A 17,342-nucleotide genomic window follows, 5' to 3' on the forward strand; every position below is an offset into this window, starting at 1 on the left:
CCGTACCACGGCGACGCGCACAGCGCATCCGTAGCGGATTCGCCAAGGGATTCCGGTTCCCGACGCGACGAATCCCGCGGATCCGGCTCCAATGGAGGGTGACGGGGTACAACCGCCACGACAGGCGCCGCGGGAACCGGTGGGGTTCCCGCGGCGGCGCGACGGAGGTCCGCGATGTCCACTGCTCTCCGGCTTCTGCCCGCACTCTCGCCCGTGCACCGTGAGCGGCTGATGGGCGTGGCCCGTGAGGTCTCGTTCCCGGCGGACGGAAGGATCTTCGAGGAGGGAGGCACCGCGGACCGGTTCTGGGTGGTCCGCTCCGGAACGGTCTCCCTGTTCCAGCGGGTCATCGGGGAAAGACGTATCTCGGTCGCGCAGCTGGGGCCCGGCGACCTGCTCGGCTGGTCCTGGCTGTTCCCGCCGCACACCTGGGATTTCGGAGCCGAGGCGTTCAGCCCCGTACGGGCCTACGAGTTCGACGCCACGGAGGTACGAGCCCTCTGCGAGGAGGATTCGACGCTGGAGCTGTCCCTCACGCGCACGATCGGGGCCATCCTCGCCCACCGCCTCGAGACGACCCGGACCGCTCTCATCGAGCACTACGCACGCCATGGCGGCAGCACGCTGGGCTGAGCGCCGAGGCACCCGGCGACCCCGGGAGCACTCAAACCCACTGCCACTCTTGACATGTCCTAGACATACCGTTGTGATGTGGAGGCTTTCGTCCGGCCCTGTGCACCACTCACCCCGGGGAGCCGCACGTGTCCGCCGAACGACGCCTCCGCGCGAAGAGATTCGCCGTCGTCGCAGCCGCCCTCTCCCTCGCCGCCTCGGCGCTCGTCGCGGCGCAGCCCGCATCGTCCGCGCCCCGCGCCGCGCCCTCCGTGGACAACGGCCTGGCGCGCACCCCGCCCATGGGCTTCAACAACTGGAACTCCACGCACTGCCGTGCGGAGTTCAACGAGGCGATGGTGAAGGGGATCGCCGACGTCTTCGTGTCGCAGGGGCTCAAGGACGCGGGATACACCTACGTCAACATCGACGACTGCTGGGCGCTGCCGAACCGCGCCGCGAACGGCGACCTCGTGCCCGATCCGGTCCGTTTCCCCAACGGAATCAAGGCCGTTGCGGACTACGTCCACTCCAAGGGGCTCAAGTTCGGCCTCTACTCCAGCGCGGGCACCAAGACCTGTGACACCCAGGGTTTCCCCGGCGGGCTCGGGCACGAGCAACAGGACGCCAACCTGTGGGCCTCATGGGGTGTCGACTATCTCAAGTACGACAACTGCAACAACAACGGAGTCGACGCCAAGCAGCGCTACAAGGCGATGGGTGACGCCCTCAAGGCCACCGGCCGGCCGATCGTGTACAGCATCTGCGAGTGGGGCGAGAACCAGCCCTGGAACTGGGCGGCGCAGTACGGCAATTCCTGGCGTACGACCGGGGACATCTCCGACTCCTGGTCCAGCATGATCGGCATCGCGCACCAGAACCAGCCGCTGGCCCCCTACGCGAAGCCGGGCGCGTGGAACGACCCCGACATGCTGGAGGTCGGCAACGGCGGCATGACCGACACCGAGTACCGCACCCACTTCAGCCTGTGGGCGCAGATGTCCGCGCCCCTGCTGATCGGCAGCGATCTGCGCTCCGTGTCCTCCGCGACGCTCGGCGTCCTCAAGAACACGGACGTCATCGCCGTCGACCAGGACTCCCTGGGACGGCAGGGCACCGTCGTGTCCAGCAGCGGCGGGCTCGTCGTGATGTCCAAACCCCTTGCCGACGGCGGCCGTTCGGTGACCCTGACGAACGAGAACACGACCGTCAGGACCGTCGCGACGAGCGCGGAGGCGATCGGCCTCGGCGGTGCGACGTCGTACGCCCTCAAGGACCTCTGGTCGAAGCAGACGAGCACCACCACGGGCGCGATCAGTGCGTCGGTGCCCGCCCACGGCACCGTCATGTACCGCGTCACACCGGGTACTCCCGTGCCCCCACCGACCGGGATCAGCCAACTGGGCGACCTGCCCTGGAGTTCGGCGGCGAACGGCTGGGGCCCGGTCGAGCGCAACCTCAGCAACGGGGAGCAGGGCGCCGGCGACGGGCACACCCTCACCATCGGCGGCACGACGTACGCCAAGGGGCTCGGCACGCATGCGCCGAGCGACATCTCTTATCACCTGGGCGGTGCGTGCACATCGCTGCGCGTGGACGTCGGCGTCGACGACGAGTCCACCGCGGGCGGATCCGTCGCTTTCCAGGTCTACCGGGACGCGGTGAAGGTCGCCGACAGCGGCGTACGGACCAACAGTGATCCGCCGCTGCGACTGACCGCCGATCTCACGGGCGGCACGACGCTGCGGCTGGTCGTCACGGACGGCGGCGACGGGATCACCTACGACCACGCCGACTGGGCGGACGCCCGGCTCGCCTGCGGCAGGGGTCCGGCGGCGGGCACGCACGCGCTGAGCAACCTGCCGTGGACTGCGGCCTCCGGCGGCTGGGGCCCGGTGGAGCGCGACAGCAGCAACGGCGAGCGGGCCGCCGGCGACGGCCGCACCCTCACGATCAACGGCACGGCGTACGCCAAGGGCCTCGGCACCCACGCGGCGAGCGACATCACGTACTACCTCGGCGGCTCGTGCTCCCGGCTGACAGTGAGCGTCGGCGTCGACGACGAGGCCGGGGGCAGCAACGGATCCGTCGTCTTCCGCATCCTTCGCGACGACACCACCGTCGCCGACAGCGGCCGGGTCACCGGCGCCGACGCGGCGAGGACGCTCAGCGCCGATCTGACCGGAGGTCTCGAACTCCGGCTCAGCGTCACCGACTCCGGTGACGGCATCGACTACGACCACGCCGACTGGGTGGCACCCCAGCTCACCTGCGCCTGAGGAGTCGCCGGAAAGCGTCAACGACGGGACGTGTCCCGGGAGAAGATCTCCCTCATGCATCCCGCCCCGAAGACCTTCGAGCTGCTCCCCGGTGCCGACGACTCCCCCGTGATCCTGCACGTGCCGCACTCCGCCCGGACGATCCCGGCGTCCGTGCGCGGTGGCATCCTGCTCGAAGACGACGCGCTGGAAGGCGAGTTGGACCACATCACCGACGCGCACACCGCGGAGCTGGCCGCGAGCGCGGCGGAGGCGGCGGCGGTGAGGCCATGGCGGTTCGTCAACCGGCTGTCGCGCCTTGTGATCGACCCCGAGCGCTTCCCCGACGAACGGGAGGAGATGCTGTCCGTCGGGATGGGCGCGGTCTACACACGGACCACGCACCGCGCGCCGCTGCGGCCCGCGGACTTCGATCCCGGGCCTCTGATCGAGCGTTACTTCCACCCGTACGCGCAGGCGATGACGGAGGCGGTCGCCGACCGGCTGGCCGCCACCGGGCGGGCCGTGATCGTCGACGTCCATTCGTATCCGACGGCCCGGCTGCCCTACGAACTGCACGGCGACGGCCCGCGACCGCCGGTGTGCCTGGGCACCGACGCCTTCCACACGCCGCCCGAGCTGCTCGCCCGCGCGCAGGCGGCGTTCGCGCACACCGGCAGTGTGGGCCTCGACAGCCCGTTCTCCGGCACGTACGTCCCCCTGGAGTTCTACGGCAAGGAGCCGCGGGTCACCGCGCTGATGGTGGAGATCCGGCGGGACACGTACATGACCGAGCCGGGCGGCCCGGCCAGTCCCGGACTCCCCCGTCTCGCCGCCGCGCTGGCAGCTCTCGTCGACGCCGTCGGCGACTAGCGGGGCGGCCCGGCGCCCTCTAGGGTCCCGATAAGCGAACGCTTAGCCGCCCATCGCCCGACGGGCGGCGGCCGGAGGGAAAGCAGGACATCATGCCGGTCGTCGACGCGTGGATGCAGCACCCCACGCTCCGCCACTCCAACCACGAGATGTTCGAGTCGCTGCGCCGCTGGACGGGAATGGAGCTGCTGGAGGAGCCCCTTCCGGTCAAGGCCACGGTGGCCGCGCTGGCTGCCGCCGACGTGGAGATCGGACTGTCCAGCGCCTGGTACGGGCCACAGGGTCCGCTCATCACCAACGACGAGGTCGCCGAGTTCGTCGCCCAGTCCGACGGACGGCTGCGCGGTGTCGCGGGCGCCGACCTCACCCGGCCGGTCACCGCCGTGCGCGAGCTGCGCCGGGCCGTCGGCGAACTGGGCTTCGTGGCGCTCAGGATCGTGCCGTGGCTGTGGCAACTGCCGCCCACCGACCGGCTGTACTACCCGTTGTACGCGGCCTGCGTCGACCTCGGCATCCCGTTCTGCACCCAGGTCGGCCACACCGGGCCGCTGCGCCCCTCCGAGACCGGCCGCCCCATTCCGTACATCGACCAGGTCGCGATCGACTTCCCGGAACTGACCATCGTGTGCGGCCACATCGGCTACCCGTGGACCACGGAGATGATCGCGGTGGCCGACAAGCACCCCGGCGTGCACATCGACACCAGTGCCTACACCGCCCGCCGCTACCCGCCCGAGCTGGTCGACTATCTGCGCGGCCGCGGCCGCCACAAGGTCCTCTTCGGCTCCAACTACCCCATGATCACGCCCGCCCGAGCCCTGGAACACCTCTCCGACCTGCACCTCGACGACGAGACGAGCGAGCTGTTCCTCTCCGGCAACGCCCGCCGCGTCTTTCACCTCCCGGCGCCTTCGTAGATGCTTGTGCACGTTCACGGTCCATCCTGAGGTGAGGGCAGCCCGTTCATGGCATTGCAGATCAGCGCCACCAATCCGGAGCATCCCGCGCTCCTGCTCGAACTGCCCTGGCAGCTGCCGTTGGAGGAGTGGCCGGATCAGTACCTGGTCCCGCTGCCGCGCGGCATATCCCGGCACGTCGTGCGCTATGCGCGCGCCGGGGACGAGGTGGTGGCCGTCAAGGAGCTCGCGGAGCGGCCGGCGGTGCGCGAGTACGAGCTGCTGCGCAGCCTGGACCGGCTCGGGATCCCGGCGGTGGACCCCCTCGCGGTCGTCACCGGCCGCACCGACGGGGACGGCGCACCCCTGGAACCCGTACTGATCACCCGGCACCTGGGCGGCTCGATGCCGTACCGGTCGATGTTCGAGACGACCATGCGGCCCGCCACCATGCACCGGCTGATGGACGCCCTCGCCGTCCTGCTGGTGCGCCTGCATCTGGCGGGCTTCGCCTGGGGCGACTGCTCGCTGTCCAACACGCTGTTCCGGCGGGATGCCGGGGCCTACGCGGCCTATCTGGTGGACGCCGAGACCGGGGATCTGCATCCCCGGCTGAGCAGCGGGCAGCGCGAGTACGACCTCGATCTGGCGCGGGTCAACATCAGCGGCGAGTTGCTGGACCTGGAGGCGTCCGGGGCGCTGCACCCGTCCGTGGACCCCATCGAGTTCGGCACGGAGATCTGTGCGCGCTACCAGGGGCTGTGGCAGGAGCTGACCCGCACATCGGTGTATCCGGCGGGCAAGCACCACTACATCGACCGCCGGATCCGGCGCCTGAACGACCTCGGTTTCGACGTCGCCGAGATGCAGATCGCGCACTCGTCCAACGGCGACACGGTCACCTTCGTTCCCAAGGTCGTGGACGCCGGTCACCATCAGCGCCAGCTGCTGCGGCTGACCGGCCTCGACGCCGAGGAGAACCAGGCCCGCCGGCTTCTCAACGACCTGGAGAGCTGGATGGCCACCCAGGACGACTACGCGCCCGGCGACCCGCTCGCCGCGCGCCCGGAGGTTCTCGCGCACCGCTGGGTGCGCGATGTGTTCCGGCCGACCGTGCGCGCCGTACCGCTGGAACTGCGCGGCTCCATGGACCCGGCGGAGATCTATCACGAGCTGCTCGAACACCGGTGGTACCTGTCCGAGCGCGCCCAGCACGACATCGGGCTCGACACCGCCGTCCAGGACTACGTCGACAACATCCTCCCCCGGGTCCGGGCGGCCCTGCCGCCGCGTGCCGACGCACCCGTGCCGACCGGGGAGAACATGATTTCTGAGCAAAGGTGACCGATCGTACATACGATTGGGCGGGTACGGCCGAGCGGCGCACCGTGGCGCACGTGACGCCGGGACGCCACTGAACTGCTCGGGGTGGAGACGCATGACACAGGCCGCAAGTCCAGCGCGGACCGTCATTCTGACGGTCGACGACGATCCGGGGGTCTCGCGCGCCGTCGCCCGCGACCTCCGGCGCCGGTACGGCGAGTCGTACCGGATCGTGCGCGCGGAGTCCGGGGAGGCCGCGCTCGACGCGCTGCGCGAGCTGAAGCTGCGCGGTGACCAGGTGGCGGTGATCCTCGCCGACTACCGGATGCCGCAGATGAACGGCATCGAGTTCCTCGAACAGGCTCTCGATGTCTATCCGGGTGCGCGGCGGGTACTGCTGACCGCGTACGCGGACACGAACGCGGCGATCGACGCGATCAACGTGATCGATCTCGACCACTACCTGCTCAAGCCCTGGGATCCGCCGGAGGAGAAGCTCTACCCGGTCCTGGACGACCTCCTGGACGCCTGGCGGACCAGCGACTACCGGCCCGTGGCCGCCTGCAAGGTGGTCGGACACCGCTGGTCGGCGCGCTCCTCCGACGTCCGGGAGTTCCTGGCCCGCAACCAGGTGCCCTACCGCTGGTACTCGTCCGACACACCCGAGGGCAAGCGCCTGCTGGCCGCGGCCGGGCAGGACGGCGAACGGCTCCCGCTGGTGATCACGCCGGACGGCACGCCGCTGGTGGAGCCCGCGGACCCGGATCTCGCGGCGCAGGTGGGCCTGGCGACGACGCCGACGGCGGAGTTCTACGACCTGGTGGTCATCGGCGGCGGTCCCGCCGGGCTGGGCGCGGCCGTGTACGGCGCGTCGGAGGGGCTGCGCACCGTGCTGGTGGAGCGGTCGGCGACCGGCGGCCAGGCGGGACAGAGCTCGCGGATCGAGAACTACCTCGGCTTCCCGGACGGGGTGTCGGGGGGCCAGCTCACCGAGCGGGCGCGCCGCCAGGCGGCGAAGTTCGGCGCGGAGATCCTGACCGCGCGCGAGGTGACCGGGCTCGATGTCACGGGGGCGGCGCGCACGGTCCGCTTCTCGGACGGCTCGGCGATCGCCGCGCACTCCGTGATCCTCGCGACCGGCGTGTCGTATCGCCAGCTGGAGGCTCCGGGCCTGGCCGAACTGACCGGGTGCGGGGTGTTCTACGGTTCGGCGCTGACCGAGGCGGCCTCCTGCCAGGGCCACGACGTGTACATCGTGGGCGGGGCGAACTCCGCGGGGCAGGCGGCCATGTACCTGGCCCGGGGCGCCAAGTCGGTCACCCTCCTCGTACGCGGCTCGTCGCTGGCGGCGTCCATGTCGCACTACCTGATCCAGCAGATCAACGACGCGCCCAACATCAACGTGCGCACCGGCACGGTCGTCGAGTCCGCGCACGGCTCGGACCATCTGGAACAGCTCACCCTGCGCGACGTGGCGAGCGGGCACACCGAACTCGTCGACGCGCAGTGGCTGTTCGTGTTCATCGGGGCGGCTCCGCTGACCGACTGGCTGGAGGGGACCGTGCTGCGGGACGCGCGCGGCTTCATCATGGCGGGGCCCGACATGACCGCAGACGGACAGCCACCGGCCGGCTGGGAGCTGGACCGGCCGCCGTATCACCTGGAGACCAGCGTGCCCGGTGTGTTCGTGGCCGGGGACGCGCGGTCGGAGTCCGCGAAGCGGGTCGCGTCCGCCGTCGGAGAGGGAGCCATGGCCGTGATGCTCGTCCACCGTTATCTGGAGCAGTCATGAGCGGGCAGCCGATGCCGTGCAACGTGGCCGAGCTGAGCACGCTGTTCCTGTTCGAGAAGCTCGACGCACAGCAGCTCGACCGGTTGTGCCGCGAGGGCCGCGTGGAGAAGTTCGAACCGGGCCCCGTGTACGCGGAAGGCGAGCCGGCCACCTGCTTCTTCGTGCTCCTCGAAGGCACGCTCGTGCTCTCGCGCCGGGTCGGCAACGACGACGTGGAGATCAACCGCACGTCCCACCGCGGGGTGTACTCCGGGGCGATGCAGGCCTATCTGGGCGACCGGGTGCGGCCGGTGTACACCAGCTCGCTGCGGGTCACCGAGCCCTCGCGCTTCTTCATCCTGCCCGCCGACACGTTCGCCGCGATCATGCAGGACTGGTTCCCGATGGCCGTCCATCTCCTGGAGGGGGTCTTCTTCGGTACGAAGACCACCCAGCAGGCGATCGGGCAGCGGGAGCGGCTGCTGGCGCTCGGCTCGCTGTCGGCCGGTCTGACCCACGAGCTCAACAACCCGGCCGCCGCGGCCGTGCGGGCCACCTCCACGCTGCGCGAGCGGGTGGCCAAGATGCGGCACAAGCTCGGCATCATCGCCGGGGGCCCGTTCACCCGTGAGGCGCTGGCCGGCCTCATCGAGATCCAGGAGCGCACGGCCGAGCGGGTCGCCAAGGCCACCGCGCTCAGCCCGCTGGAGGCATCCGACCGGGAGGACGCCCTCGCCGACTGGCTCGACGACCACGGCATCACGGAGGGCTGGCGGGTGGCGCCCACCTTCGTGCAGGCGGGTCTCGACATCGACTGGCTGGACCAGGTCGCGGCGGCCGTGGACGAGGAGATCCTCCCCAATGCCGTCGGGTGGCTCAACTACACCGTCGAGACCGAGCTGCTGATGAACGAGATCGAGGACTCCACCACCCGCATCTCCCACCTCGTCGGCGCGGCCAAGCAGTATTCCCAGCTCGACCGTGCCCCGTACCAGGTGTGCGACGTGCACGAACTCCTCGACAGCACCCTGCTGATGCTCTCCTCGAAGATCGGCTCCCGCGTCACCGTCGTCAAGGAGTACGACCGGGCGCTGCCGAAGATCCCGGCCTACCCCGGGGAGCTCAACCAGGTGTGGACGAACCTGATCGACAACGCGGTCTCGGCCATGAACGGCACGGACGGGGACGGCACGTTGACCGTGCGGACCGCGCTCGACCGCGACCGTCTCCTCATCGAGTTCGGCGACACGGGCCCCGGAGTGCCGGAGGACATCCGCGGCCGTATCTTCGACCCCTTCTTCACCACCAAGCCGGTGGGCGAGGGCACCGGACTCGGCCTGGACATCTCCTGGCGCATCGTCGTCAACAAGCACCACGGCAGCCTCGAAGTCCAGTCCGTGCCCGGCGACACCCGTTTCCAGGTACGTCTTCCGCTGACCGCCACGGACCCCGACACCTCCGAGGAGCCGTCATGACCGAGTCCACCGGAATCGACCCGGCCGTCCCGCCGAGCGGCACGGGGTGCGTCGAGTGCGACGCGGCGGGCGGATGGTGGTTCCATCTGCGGCGCTGCGCGCAGTGCGGTCACATCGGCTGCTGCGACGACTCCCCCGCGAAGCACGCCACCGCGCACGCGCACACCACCGGTCATCCCGTCATCCGCAGCTTCGAGCCCGGCGAGAGCTGGTTCTGGAACTTCGACACCTCCGAGGTGTACGAGTCCGGACCGGACCTCGCTCCCCCGGTCAGCCACCCCGCCGACCAGCCCGTACCCGGGCCCGCGGGGCGCGTCCCGGCGAACTGGACGGACATGTTGCGCTGAGCCCCGTCATGAGGAACCGGCAGGAGAAACAGGAGAAGGCGGGGGCTTTGATCGGTATCGCTGAGATCCGCGACGCGGCACAACGGATGACCGGGCATGTCGTGCGGACGCCGACCATGGTGAGCCCCGGTCTGGAAGGGCTCCTCGGGGTTCCGGTCACGGTGAAGCTCGAACTGCTCCAGCGCACCGGGTCGTTCAAGGCACGCGGAGCGACGGTACGGCTGCTCGCGCTGAGCGAGGCCGAGCGTGCGGCGGGCGTGGTGGCCGTGAGCGGCGGCAACCACGGCATCGCGCTCGCCGTGATGGCCGCCGCCCTGGATGTGAAGGCGACGGTGGTGATGCCGCGGTCGGCGCCCGCACGGGCCGCCGAGATCGTGGAGGCGTCCGGCGCGTCGCTGCGGCTGACCGACGGTATGGACAGCGCGTTCGCGCTCGTCGAGCAGTTGCGCGCCGAGGGGCTGACGCTCGTCCACCCCTTCGACGATCCCCTGGTGATCGCCGGTCAGGGCACCGTCGGCCTCGAATTCGCCGAGGACGCGGGCGAGTTGACCGACGTGCTCGTCAGCATCGGGGGCGGCGGGCTGATCTCCGGCGTCGCTGCTGCGCTGCACGCGCTGCGTCCCGGGGTGCGGGTCTGGGGCGTGGAGACCGAGGGCGCGCAGGCCATGTCGGAGGCTCTGACCGCGGGCGGCCCGGTGCCGGTGGCGCTGTCCTCGATCGTCTCCACCCTGAGCGCACCGGCCGTCTCCCGGCTGACGTACGACCATGTCTCGGCCCTGGTGACCGAGGTGCTCGTGGTCCCGGACCGGGAGGCTGTGCAAGGCACCCTCGATCTCGCCGACCACGCCAAGGTGTGGGCCGAGCCCGCCGCCGGCTGCCTGCTGCCGGCGGCACGCCGCGTTCTCGATCGCGTCGGCGAAGGGGCGCGCCTCGGCCTGGTGCTGTGCGGGGGCAACGCGACGACCTCGGACGTCATGTCCTGGGCGGAGCGATTTCAGCTGCGCTGAGCCGAAGCAGCGTTGCCGGACTCCTGTCGGCGCACGAGCCGGAGACGCGTCACCTCGTGGAGAGGGTCCGAGCCTTGCGGTATTCGCCGCGTGCCAGCCGGGAGAACGTCACCGTGGCGAGCAGCGCCAGGGCGACGATCGCCCACTCCAGGGCGCCGCTGTGCTGATCGGGGTCCACTTCGAAGACCGTGCACCGGGACGGTGCCGTCGTCGCCGCGCGCCTGCTCGAGCCTGATTCCCTTTGCCCGCGCCAGCTGTTCATCGGAGATGAACACGACCAGGACTCTCAGCGCACCGACTTCCCGTACATCTCGCCGAGTTGTTCGGCGAGCAGTTCCACGCGGGCGCCGTCCGGGTCGCGGAAGTAGATCGACGTACCGCTCTCCTCCTGGTAGTCGACCCCGGCGTCGGCCAGGCGTCCGCGCAGGCGTTGCCATGTCGTGGGGTCGACGGAGATGGCCAGGTGGTGCAGTCCGCCCAGTACTTCGGCGTACGGCCCGAGGTCGAGGCCCGGGAAGTCGAAGAAGGCCAGCAGGTTTCCGTTGCCGAGGTCGAAGAAGAAGTGGGTCGAACCCTTGTAGTCGCGGTTCTCGATCATCTCCGTGAGGGGGAACTCCAGGACGCCCTGGTAGAACCGCACGGTCCGCTCGACGTCCGAGGACAGCAGTGCCACGTGGTGCACTCCGCGGGCGGAGCTGGCCGGCCGTTCCGGGGCCAGATACACCTCCCTCAGCCGCTCACGCTCTGCTTCGATCGCCGCAAGGTCCACTGGGCCCATGAGAGCTCCTCGGTTACTCGGACCGCACTGTGCATGCGGATGAACTGAAATGAACGGAACGAACCGAATGAACTGATCCTGAATTCAACCACTTTGTACGTACCCTAACCCTTCACCCCTGCCGGTCAAGCGTTGTTCCCACGGAGGAGTCGCGCCACCGGCGCAGGAGTGGTCTCCTGGAAGTGTCCTCAGGGGAGCGTTCCGATGCGCCTTACCCGGATCTCCGCCTTCGCACCGCCCCGGTCGGCCGCGCCCACCGGAGCCGGTGGAGGACTGTTGCCGAAGAGGGATCTCGCGGCGGCCTGGTTCCTGGTCGTCCTGATCGCGGTTCCCGCCTGGGCGCTCACCATTGGGCAGGCCCGGGACATGGGCGTCGAACCCGGCACGATGGGGATGGCACTGCCACTGTTCCTGCTGCTCTGGGTGACGATGATGGCGGCCATGATGCTGCCGTCCATGGCACCGGTGGCCATCACCTGGGTACGCGGCATCGGCCGGCAGTCCTCCGGCTGGGCCCGGGCCGCGCGCACCACCGAGTTCATCGGCGGGTACCTGCTCGTGTGGACCGCCTTCGGACTGCTCGCGTACGTCGCCCTGGTCTTCACCGGCGACCTGGTGGACGACCATCCGACCGCAGGGCGCTGGATCGGCTTCGCCTCGTTCCTGCTCGCGGGCCTGTATCAGCTCGGCCCGCTCAAGTACGTCTGCCTCAGGCACTGCCGCAACCCGCTCAGCCATCTGGTGCACTACGCCGGCTTCCCGAGCCGGGCCCGCGACCTGCGGGTGGGTGTCCACCACGGCGCCTACTGCGTCGGCTGCTGCGCCGGGCTGATGGTCGTGCTCATTCCGCTCGGCATGATGAACGTGGCGGCGATGGCCGCACTGGCCGTGGTGATCTTCGTGGAGAAGCTGTGGTCCCGGGGCCCGCTGCTGGCCCGGGTCGTCGGCGTCGCCTTCCTCGTCCTGGCCGTGCTCGCCCCGTTCCAGGACTGGCTGCTGCCGGGCCTGCAGGGGTCGATGCCGTCCATGGGCGGCATGTGAGCCGTACGGCTGCGTGCGCACCCTCGACGAAAAGGCTCAGCCCGGACCGGACCAGTCGAAGGTGATCGTCTTGCTCGACTTGCCGGAACGGTTCCAGCTGAAGCCGAAGGCGTCCGCTTCGTCGGTGGTGGCGCGCCCCCAGGTGGCGAGCTGGCCCGGACCGGTCTCGCAGCCTGGCAGGTTGGTCGACTGCACCCGGGCGCCCTCCGGCGTGGTCGGGCCGGTGAGCGCCTCGGCGCGGGCCCTGACCCGTCCCGGCACGCTGGCCCGCCAGCTGCCCAGGTCTTCGTCGATCTCGACTTCGATGGGCGCGAAGTCCATGCCCCGCACCTCCATGGCGGCCGCGCTCATCATCTCCGCGGGCCAGCTTCCGGCCTGCCCGCCGAAGATCATCTGCAGGGCTTGGCGCTGCCCGTCGTCGGCCCGCTCGTCGAGGAAGAGCGCCGCGTACGCGTCCGAGTGCTCGCCCCAGATGTTGCCGACGAACGAGGCGACCATCACCAGGTTCAGGCCGTCCAGCCGGACGTCGCCGTAGTTGCCCTCGCGTATGTGCCACACCAGCGTGCCCTCGCAGTCGCCGGTGGTCGGCGGCTGCGCGAACGAGCACGGGCAGGGGATGTCGCACTTGCACACGTCGAACCAGTCGCCTGCGACCCGCCACGCAGGAATCGTCTCTGCCGCTTGTGCCATCGTCCTCACTCCTCGTCCCCTTCCCAGTCTGCGCCTCTTCGCGGCAGGGTGAGCGACATCTTTCGTCTATTCCTCCAAGGCCAGCACGTGGCAGTGCCAGGCGTCGAGGCCCACGTACAGTCCCGGAGTGATCAACTCGTCGCCGTTGCGGTCGAAGGTCTCCTTCGTGAGCAGGTCGGTCAGCCGGTGCGAGCGGCCCCCGAGGTGCGCCCACGGCAGCGGCACCTGTCCCTGGGCCGGGCCGGCGGAGTGGTTGACGACGACCAGGTGGCGGGTGTCGGCGGTGGTCCAGCTCCAGGCCAGCAGGTTGCGGTGGGTGTCGTTGTCCGGCCAGCCCGTACAGGTCAGCAGACGCCAGTCGCCCTCCCGTACGGCGGCGCCGGCCGCGATCAGCCGGTCGTAGAAGTCGCGCAGCTGCTCGTCGACCGGTTCCTCGGGCCGGCGGGTGAGGAACACCGGGGGGCGCACCCGGCGGCCTTCGAACTGGCCCTCGTGCCAGAGCGTCGCGCCGGGCAGGGTGGCCACGGCCACGGCCGCCGCGCGCTCGCGATCGCCCGGCAGTACGGCGGCGACGCGGGGTTCGTCGTGATTCTCCAGGAAGCGCACGAGTCCGCGCTGGTAGGAGAGGTCCGCTCCGAGGTGCGCCCGTACCGAATCCGCGTTCTCGTGGAGCAGTCGGTCGTAGAGCCGCTTGTCGTAGCAGTGGTCGAAGCCCTGCTGCTGCAGGGCGCCTTCGAGATCCCAATAGGCCTCCGCGATGAACAGGAGGTCCGGGTGGCGTTCGCGGACGCGTGGGATGACGTATGGCCAGAAGTCCTCCTCGGGGATGCGGCCCGCTCGCTCGCCCCAGGTCTTGGCGAACACGTCGTTCATCAGCAGCATCGCCATGTCGCAGCGCACACCGTCCGCCTGCTCGCCGATCGACACCAGGGTGTCCACCGCCGCCGCCCGCAGTTCGTCGCTGAAGGCGTTCACCTGGATCACGTCCTGCCAGGGCGCGAAGAACGGGTCGCGGCCACAGGCGAAGATCCGCCCGGACTCCTCGTGGAAGTCCGTCGGCACGCGAGCGAGGTCGTCGGCGGTGCCCTGGATGAGGGCGGCGGGGCGGTCGGTGAGCCAGGGGTGGTCGGGGGCCACGTGGTTGGGGACGTAGTCGAGGATCAACCGGACGCCGCGCGTGGCGAGTTGGGCCCGCGCCTCGGCAAGGCCCTTCGGCCCGCCGAAGGTCTCGTCCACGGCGTAGTTCCGTACGCAGTACGGGGATCCGGTGATGTCGGCCGTGGAGAGGTCGGGCAGCGCCTGGCGGAACGTGGCCAGGAGGCCTTCGTCGTGCAGGGCGATCCGCAGGCCTTCGGGGCTGCGCTCCCAGACGCCCATCAGCCACACGGTGTCGATGCCGGGCCGCGCGATCTCGTCCCCGACCTCGCCGGGTACCTCGCCCAGGGTGACGCGGCGCCCGTAGCGGCCGCTCAACTCGCCCAGCCAGACGAGGGTGTTGATCTCGTAGATCGCGGTCATGACAGGGGCTCCTCGCGCAGGGCGCCCCAGTCGCCCGCGCCGACGACGCGGAACAGGGTCGCGGTGACCGCGGCCAGGCCGGACCAGCCGGTCTGGTGGGCGGCGCCGAGTCCGGCGCCGGTGTCGCCGTGGAAGTACTCGTAGAAAAGGAGCAGGTCCTGCCAGTGCGGGTCCTTGGCGAACTTCGGCTGGGTGCCGTGCACCGGACGGTGTCCGTCGGCGCCGCGCAGGAACGTCGAGGTGAGCCGGTCGGAGATCTCGTGGGCGACCTGGTACAGGTTCAGCTGGCGTCCGGAGCCGGTCGGGCACTCCACGGTGAACGCGTCGCCGTGGTAGGCGTGCAGGTTCAACAGGGCGCGGATCAGCAGGATGTTGACGGGGAACCAGACCGGGCCGCGCCAGTTGGAGTTGCCGCCGAACATGTCCGAGTCGGACTCGGCGGGCAGATAGCCGACACCGTACGTCGTCTCGTGCACCTGGAAGGTGTAGGGGTGGGCGGCGTGGTGGCGGGAGAGCGAGCGGATGCCGTACGGCCCGAGGAACTCGTCCTTGTCGAGCATGCGGGCCAGGATGCGACGCAACCGGTCCTCGCCGAACAGGGCGAACAGGTGCCGTCCCTCGGTGCCGGGTTCCAGCGCGTCCCGGGAGTGCACGAGGGCCTCGACAGCGGGGTGGCGTTCGATGAACTCCCGTGCTCCCGCGACCAGTTCGGGGAAGCGGCGGTCGGCCCAGCCGCCGACCACGCTGGTCGCGGCGAGCGGGATCAGGCCGACCAGCGAGCGCACCTTCAGCCGGGTGGCGCTGCCGTCGGGCAGTCGCAGGACGTCGTAGAAGAAGCCGTCCTCCTCGTCCCACAGGCTCTCGTTCTCCTTGCCGATGCGGTTCGTGGCCACGGCGATCCACGCGAAGTGCTCGAACAGGGTCTGCGCCTGCTCCACGTAGACGGGGTTGTCGGCGGCCAGTTCGATGGCGATCTCCAGCAGGTTCTGGCAGTACAGGGCCATCCACGCGGTGCCGTCGGCCTGGTCGAGCCGGCCTCCGGTGGGCAACTCGACGCTGCGGTCGAAGACGCCGATGTTGTCGAGGCCGAGGAAGCCGCCCTGGAAGACGTTGTTGCCGTCGGGGTCCTTGCGGTTGAGCCACCAGGTGAAGTTCTTCATCAGCTTCTGGAAGGAGTTCTCCAGGAAGGCGCGGTCGCCGCGGCCCGTGCGGTGCTTCTCCAGCTCGTAGACGAAGAGGGTGGCCCAGGCGTGCACCGGCGGGTTGACGTCGCCGAAGTTCCATTCGTACGCGGGGATCTGGCCGTTGGGGTGCAGATACAGGCGGCGCAGCAACAGGCCGAGCTGGGCCTTGGCGAAGGCGATGTCGACCAGGGACAGGGCGATGGAGTGGAAGGCGAGGTCCCAGGCCGCGAACCACGGGTACTCCCAGGTGTCCGGCATCGACATGATCTCGTCGTTGACCATGTGGAACCAGGCGCTGTTGCGGACGCGGGGGTCGGAGCCGAGCGGGTCGACGCCGTGTTCGGCCAGCCAGCGTTCGACGTCGAGGTGGTAGTACTGTTTGCTCCACAGCATCCCGGCCAGCGCCTGCCGGACCAGGCGCTGTTCGTCCTCGCTCGTCCCGTCCGGGGTGACGTCCTCGTAGAAGGTGTCGGCCTCGGTCCGCCGCGCGTCGATGACCTGGCCGAACTCCTGCCAGGGATCGGCGAGTTCGGTGTCGGTCAGGCGCAGCCGGATCGTGGCGCTGTCGCCGGCGGGGATGGTCAGCACATGGTGGACGGCCGCCTTGGTGCCGGTGTGCTCGGGGTTGACGGCGGCTGTGTCGCCGTGGACGACGCAGCGGTCGATGCCGTCCTTGACGTACGGGGTGGTGTTCCGACTGCCGAAGATCCGCTCGTTGTTGGTGTCGTTCTCGGTGAACAGGGTGGGCGTGTCGGCGGCGAAGTACAGCCAGCGTGCGCCGAGTTGCTCGTGCTCGGCGCGGATCGCTCCCGGCGCGGCACGCAGGCCGGGCACGGCCGTGCCGCCCGCCCACGACCAGGTGTGCCGGAACCACAGCGTGGGCAGCAGGTGGAGCGTGGCCTCCTCGGGGCCGCGGTTGTGCGCGGTGATCTCGATCAGGACGTCCTCGGGGCCCGCCTTCGCGTACTCGACGAACACGTCGAAGTAGCGGTCCTCGTCGAAGACGCCGGTGTCGAGGAGCTCGAACTCCGGGTCGCGTCGGCCGCGGGCGTGGTTCGCGGCCACGAGGTCGGCGTAGGGGTACTCGCCCTGCGGGTACTTGTAGAGGTACTTCATGTACGAGTGGGTGGGCGTGCTGTCGAGGTAGAAGTAGTACTCCTTGACGTCCTCGCCGTGGTTGCCCTCGCGGTTGGTCAGGCCGAACATGCGCTCCTTGAGGATCGGGTCGCGGCCGTTCCACAGGGCGAGGGCGAAGCAGAGCCGCTGCTTGTCGTCGCTGATCCCGGCGATGCCGTCCTCGCCCCAGCGGTAGGCGCGCGAGCGTGCCTGGTCGTGGGTGAAGTACGACCAGGCTTCGCCGTCGGCGCTGTAGTCCTCGCGGACGGTGCCCCATTGACGCTCACTCAGATACGGGCCCCAGCGGCGCCAGGGCACCCCGGACTCGTCGGCCTCGGTCAGCCTGCGGCGCTCGGCGATCTCGGTCGGGTCGGTCATCGCTCCCCCGGTTCAGGTCGGTTGACGGTCATGGACGCGCAGTTGGATGCCGTGGGCGATCTCGATCAGACCGAG

General features: G+C 70.0%; 14 protein-coding genes and 2 pseudogenes. 11 read left to right on the plus strand and 5 right to left on the minus strand.

Annotation, left to right across the window (positions count from 1 at the left end):
* Positions 1-174 precede the first annotated feature (174 nt).
* The 10 genes and pseudogenes from AB5J56_RS03035 to AB5J56_RS03080 all read left to right on the plus strand — a co-directional run bounded on the left by AB5J56_RS03035 (position 175) and on the right by AB5J56_RS03080 (position 10,562).
* Positions 175-633 carry a Crp/Fnr family transcriptional regulator gene (locus AB5J56_RS03035; protein WP_369229731.1) on the plus strand — a complete coding sequence of 153 codons (459 nt, stop codon included), beginning with the start codon at positions 175-177 and terminating at the stop codon, positions 631-633.
* A gap of 128 nt (positions 634-761) precedes the next feature.
* Positions 762-2,432: pseudogene (locus AB5J56_RS03040) on the plus strand (NPCBM/NEW2 domain-containing protein); the annotation flags it as partial.
* A gap of 33 nt (positions 2,433-2,465) precedes the next feature.
* Positions 2,466-2,891, plus strand: a pseudogene (locus AB5J56_RS03045) (NPCBM/NEW2 domain-containing protein); the annotation flags it as partial.
* Between the two features lie 54 nt (positions 2,892-2,945).
* Positions 2,946-3,743, plus strand: coding sequence for an N-formylglutamate amidohydrolase (locus tag AB5J56_RS03050; protein WP_369229733.1), 798 nt, complete (start codon positions 2,946-2,948; stop codon positions 3,741-3,743).
* Between the two features lie 92 nt (positions 3,744-3,835).
* Positions 3,836-4,660: an amidohydrolase family protein gene (locus AB5J56_RS03055; protein WP_369229735.1), complete on the plus strand. Its 825-nt coding sequence runs from the start codon at positions 3,836-3,838 to the stop codon at positions 4,658-4,660.
* Positions 4,661-4,708: 48 nt separating this feature from the next.
* Positions 4,709-5,983, plus strand: a complete 1,275-nt coding sequence (locus AB5J56_RS03060) for a DUF4032 domain-containing protein (protein WP_369229737.1) — start codon at positions 4,709-4,711, stop codon at positions 5,981-5,983.
* A gap of 94 nt (positions 5,984-6,077) precedes the next feature.
* A complete protein-coding gene (locus AB5J56_RS03065; protein ID WP_369229739.1) occupies positions 6,078-7,754 on the plus strand; it encodes an FAD-dependent oxidoreductase in 1,677 nt (558 codons plus the stop codon).
* A complete protein-coding gene (locus tag AB5J56_RS03070) occupies positions 7,751-9,208 on the plus strand; it encodes an ATP-binding protein (RefSeq protein ID WP_369229741.1) in 1,458 nt (485 codons plus the stop codon). Before AB5J56_RS03065 ends, AB5J56_RS03070 begins: the two co-directional genes overlap by 4 nt.
* The gene (locus AB5J56_RS03075) at positions 9,205-9,555 is read left to right on the plus strand and encodes a UBP-type zinc finger domain-containing protein (protein WP_369229743.1); all 351 of its coding nucleotides are present in this window, start codon (positions 9,205-9,207) and stop codon (positions 9,553-9,555) included. Before AB5J56_RS03070 ends, AB5J56_RS03075 begins: the two co-directional genes overlap by 4 nt.
* 47 nt (positions 9,556-9,602) lie before the next feature.
* Positions 9,603-10,562 (plus strand): threonine/serine dehydratase, encoded by a 960-nt coding sequence (locus AB5J56_RS03080; protein ID WP_369229744.1) that lies wholly within the window; start codon positions 9,603-9,605, stop codon positions 10,560-10,562.
* 49 nt (positions 10,563-10,611) lie between these two features.
* On the opposite strand, the gene AB5J56_RS03085 is transcribed toward AB5J56_RS03080, so the two are convergent.
* Complete coding sequence (locus AB5J56_RS03085; protein WP_369229746.1) at positions 10,612-10,740, minus strand: hypothetical protein; 129 nt, start codon at positions 10,738-10,740, stop codon at positions 10,612-10,614.
* A 108-nt stretch (positions 10,741-10,848) separates the two neighbouring features.
* Positions 10,849-11,340 (minus strand): VOC family protein, encoded by a 492-nt coding sequence (locus tag AB5J56_RS03090; RefSeq protein WP_369229748.1) that lies wholly within the window; start codon positions 11,338-11,340, stop codon positions 10,849-10,851.
* A gap of 204 nt (positions 11,341-11,544) precedes the next feature.
* Between AB5J56_RS03090 and AB5J56_RS03095 the strand changes: the two genes are divergently transcribed.
* Positions 11,545-12,381 carry a DUF2182 domain-containing protein gene (locus tag AB5J56_RS03095; RefSeq protein WP_369229750.1) on the plus strand — a complete coding sequence of 279 codons (837 nt, stop codon included), beginning with the start codon at positions 11,545-11,547 and terminating at the stop codon, positions 12,379-12,381.
* 36 nt (positions 12,382-12,417) lie between these two features.
* Here AB5J56_RS03095 and AB5J56_RS03100 read toward each other — a convergent pair whose 3' ends face one another.
* From AB5J56_RS03100 to AB5J56_RS03110, 3 genes are all read right to left on the minus strand, one after another.
* Positions 12,418-13,071 (minus strand): DUF1326 domain-containing protein, encoded by a 654-nt coding sequence (locus AB5J56_RS03100; protein ID WP_369229752.1) that lies wholly within the window; start codon positions 13,069-13,071, stop codon positions 12,418-12,420.
* 66 nt (positions 13,072-13,137) lie between these two features.
* The gene (locus AB5J56_RS03105) at positions 13,138-14,589 is read right to left on the minus strand and encodes an alpha-amylase family glycosyl hydrolase (protein ID WP_369229754.1); all 1,452 of its coding nucleotides are present in this window, start codon (positions 14,587-14,589) and stop codon (positions 13,138-13,140) included.
* The gene (locus tag AB5J56_RS03110) at positions 14,586-17,267 is read right to left on the minus strand and encodes a glucosidase (RefSeq protein WP_369229755.1); all 2,682 of its coding nucleotides are present in this window, start codon (positions 17,265-17,267) and stop codon (positions 14,586-14,588) included. Before AB5J56_RS03110 ends, AB5J56_RS03105 begins: the two co-directional genes overlap by 4 nt.
* Between the last annotated feature and the right edge of the window lie 75 nt (positions 17,268-17,342).

This window comes from Streptomyces sp. R21 (assembly GCF_041051975.1).
GTDB lineage: Bacteria > Actinomycetota > Actinomycetes > Streptomycetales > Streptomycetaceae > Streptomyces.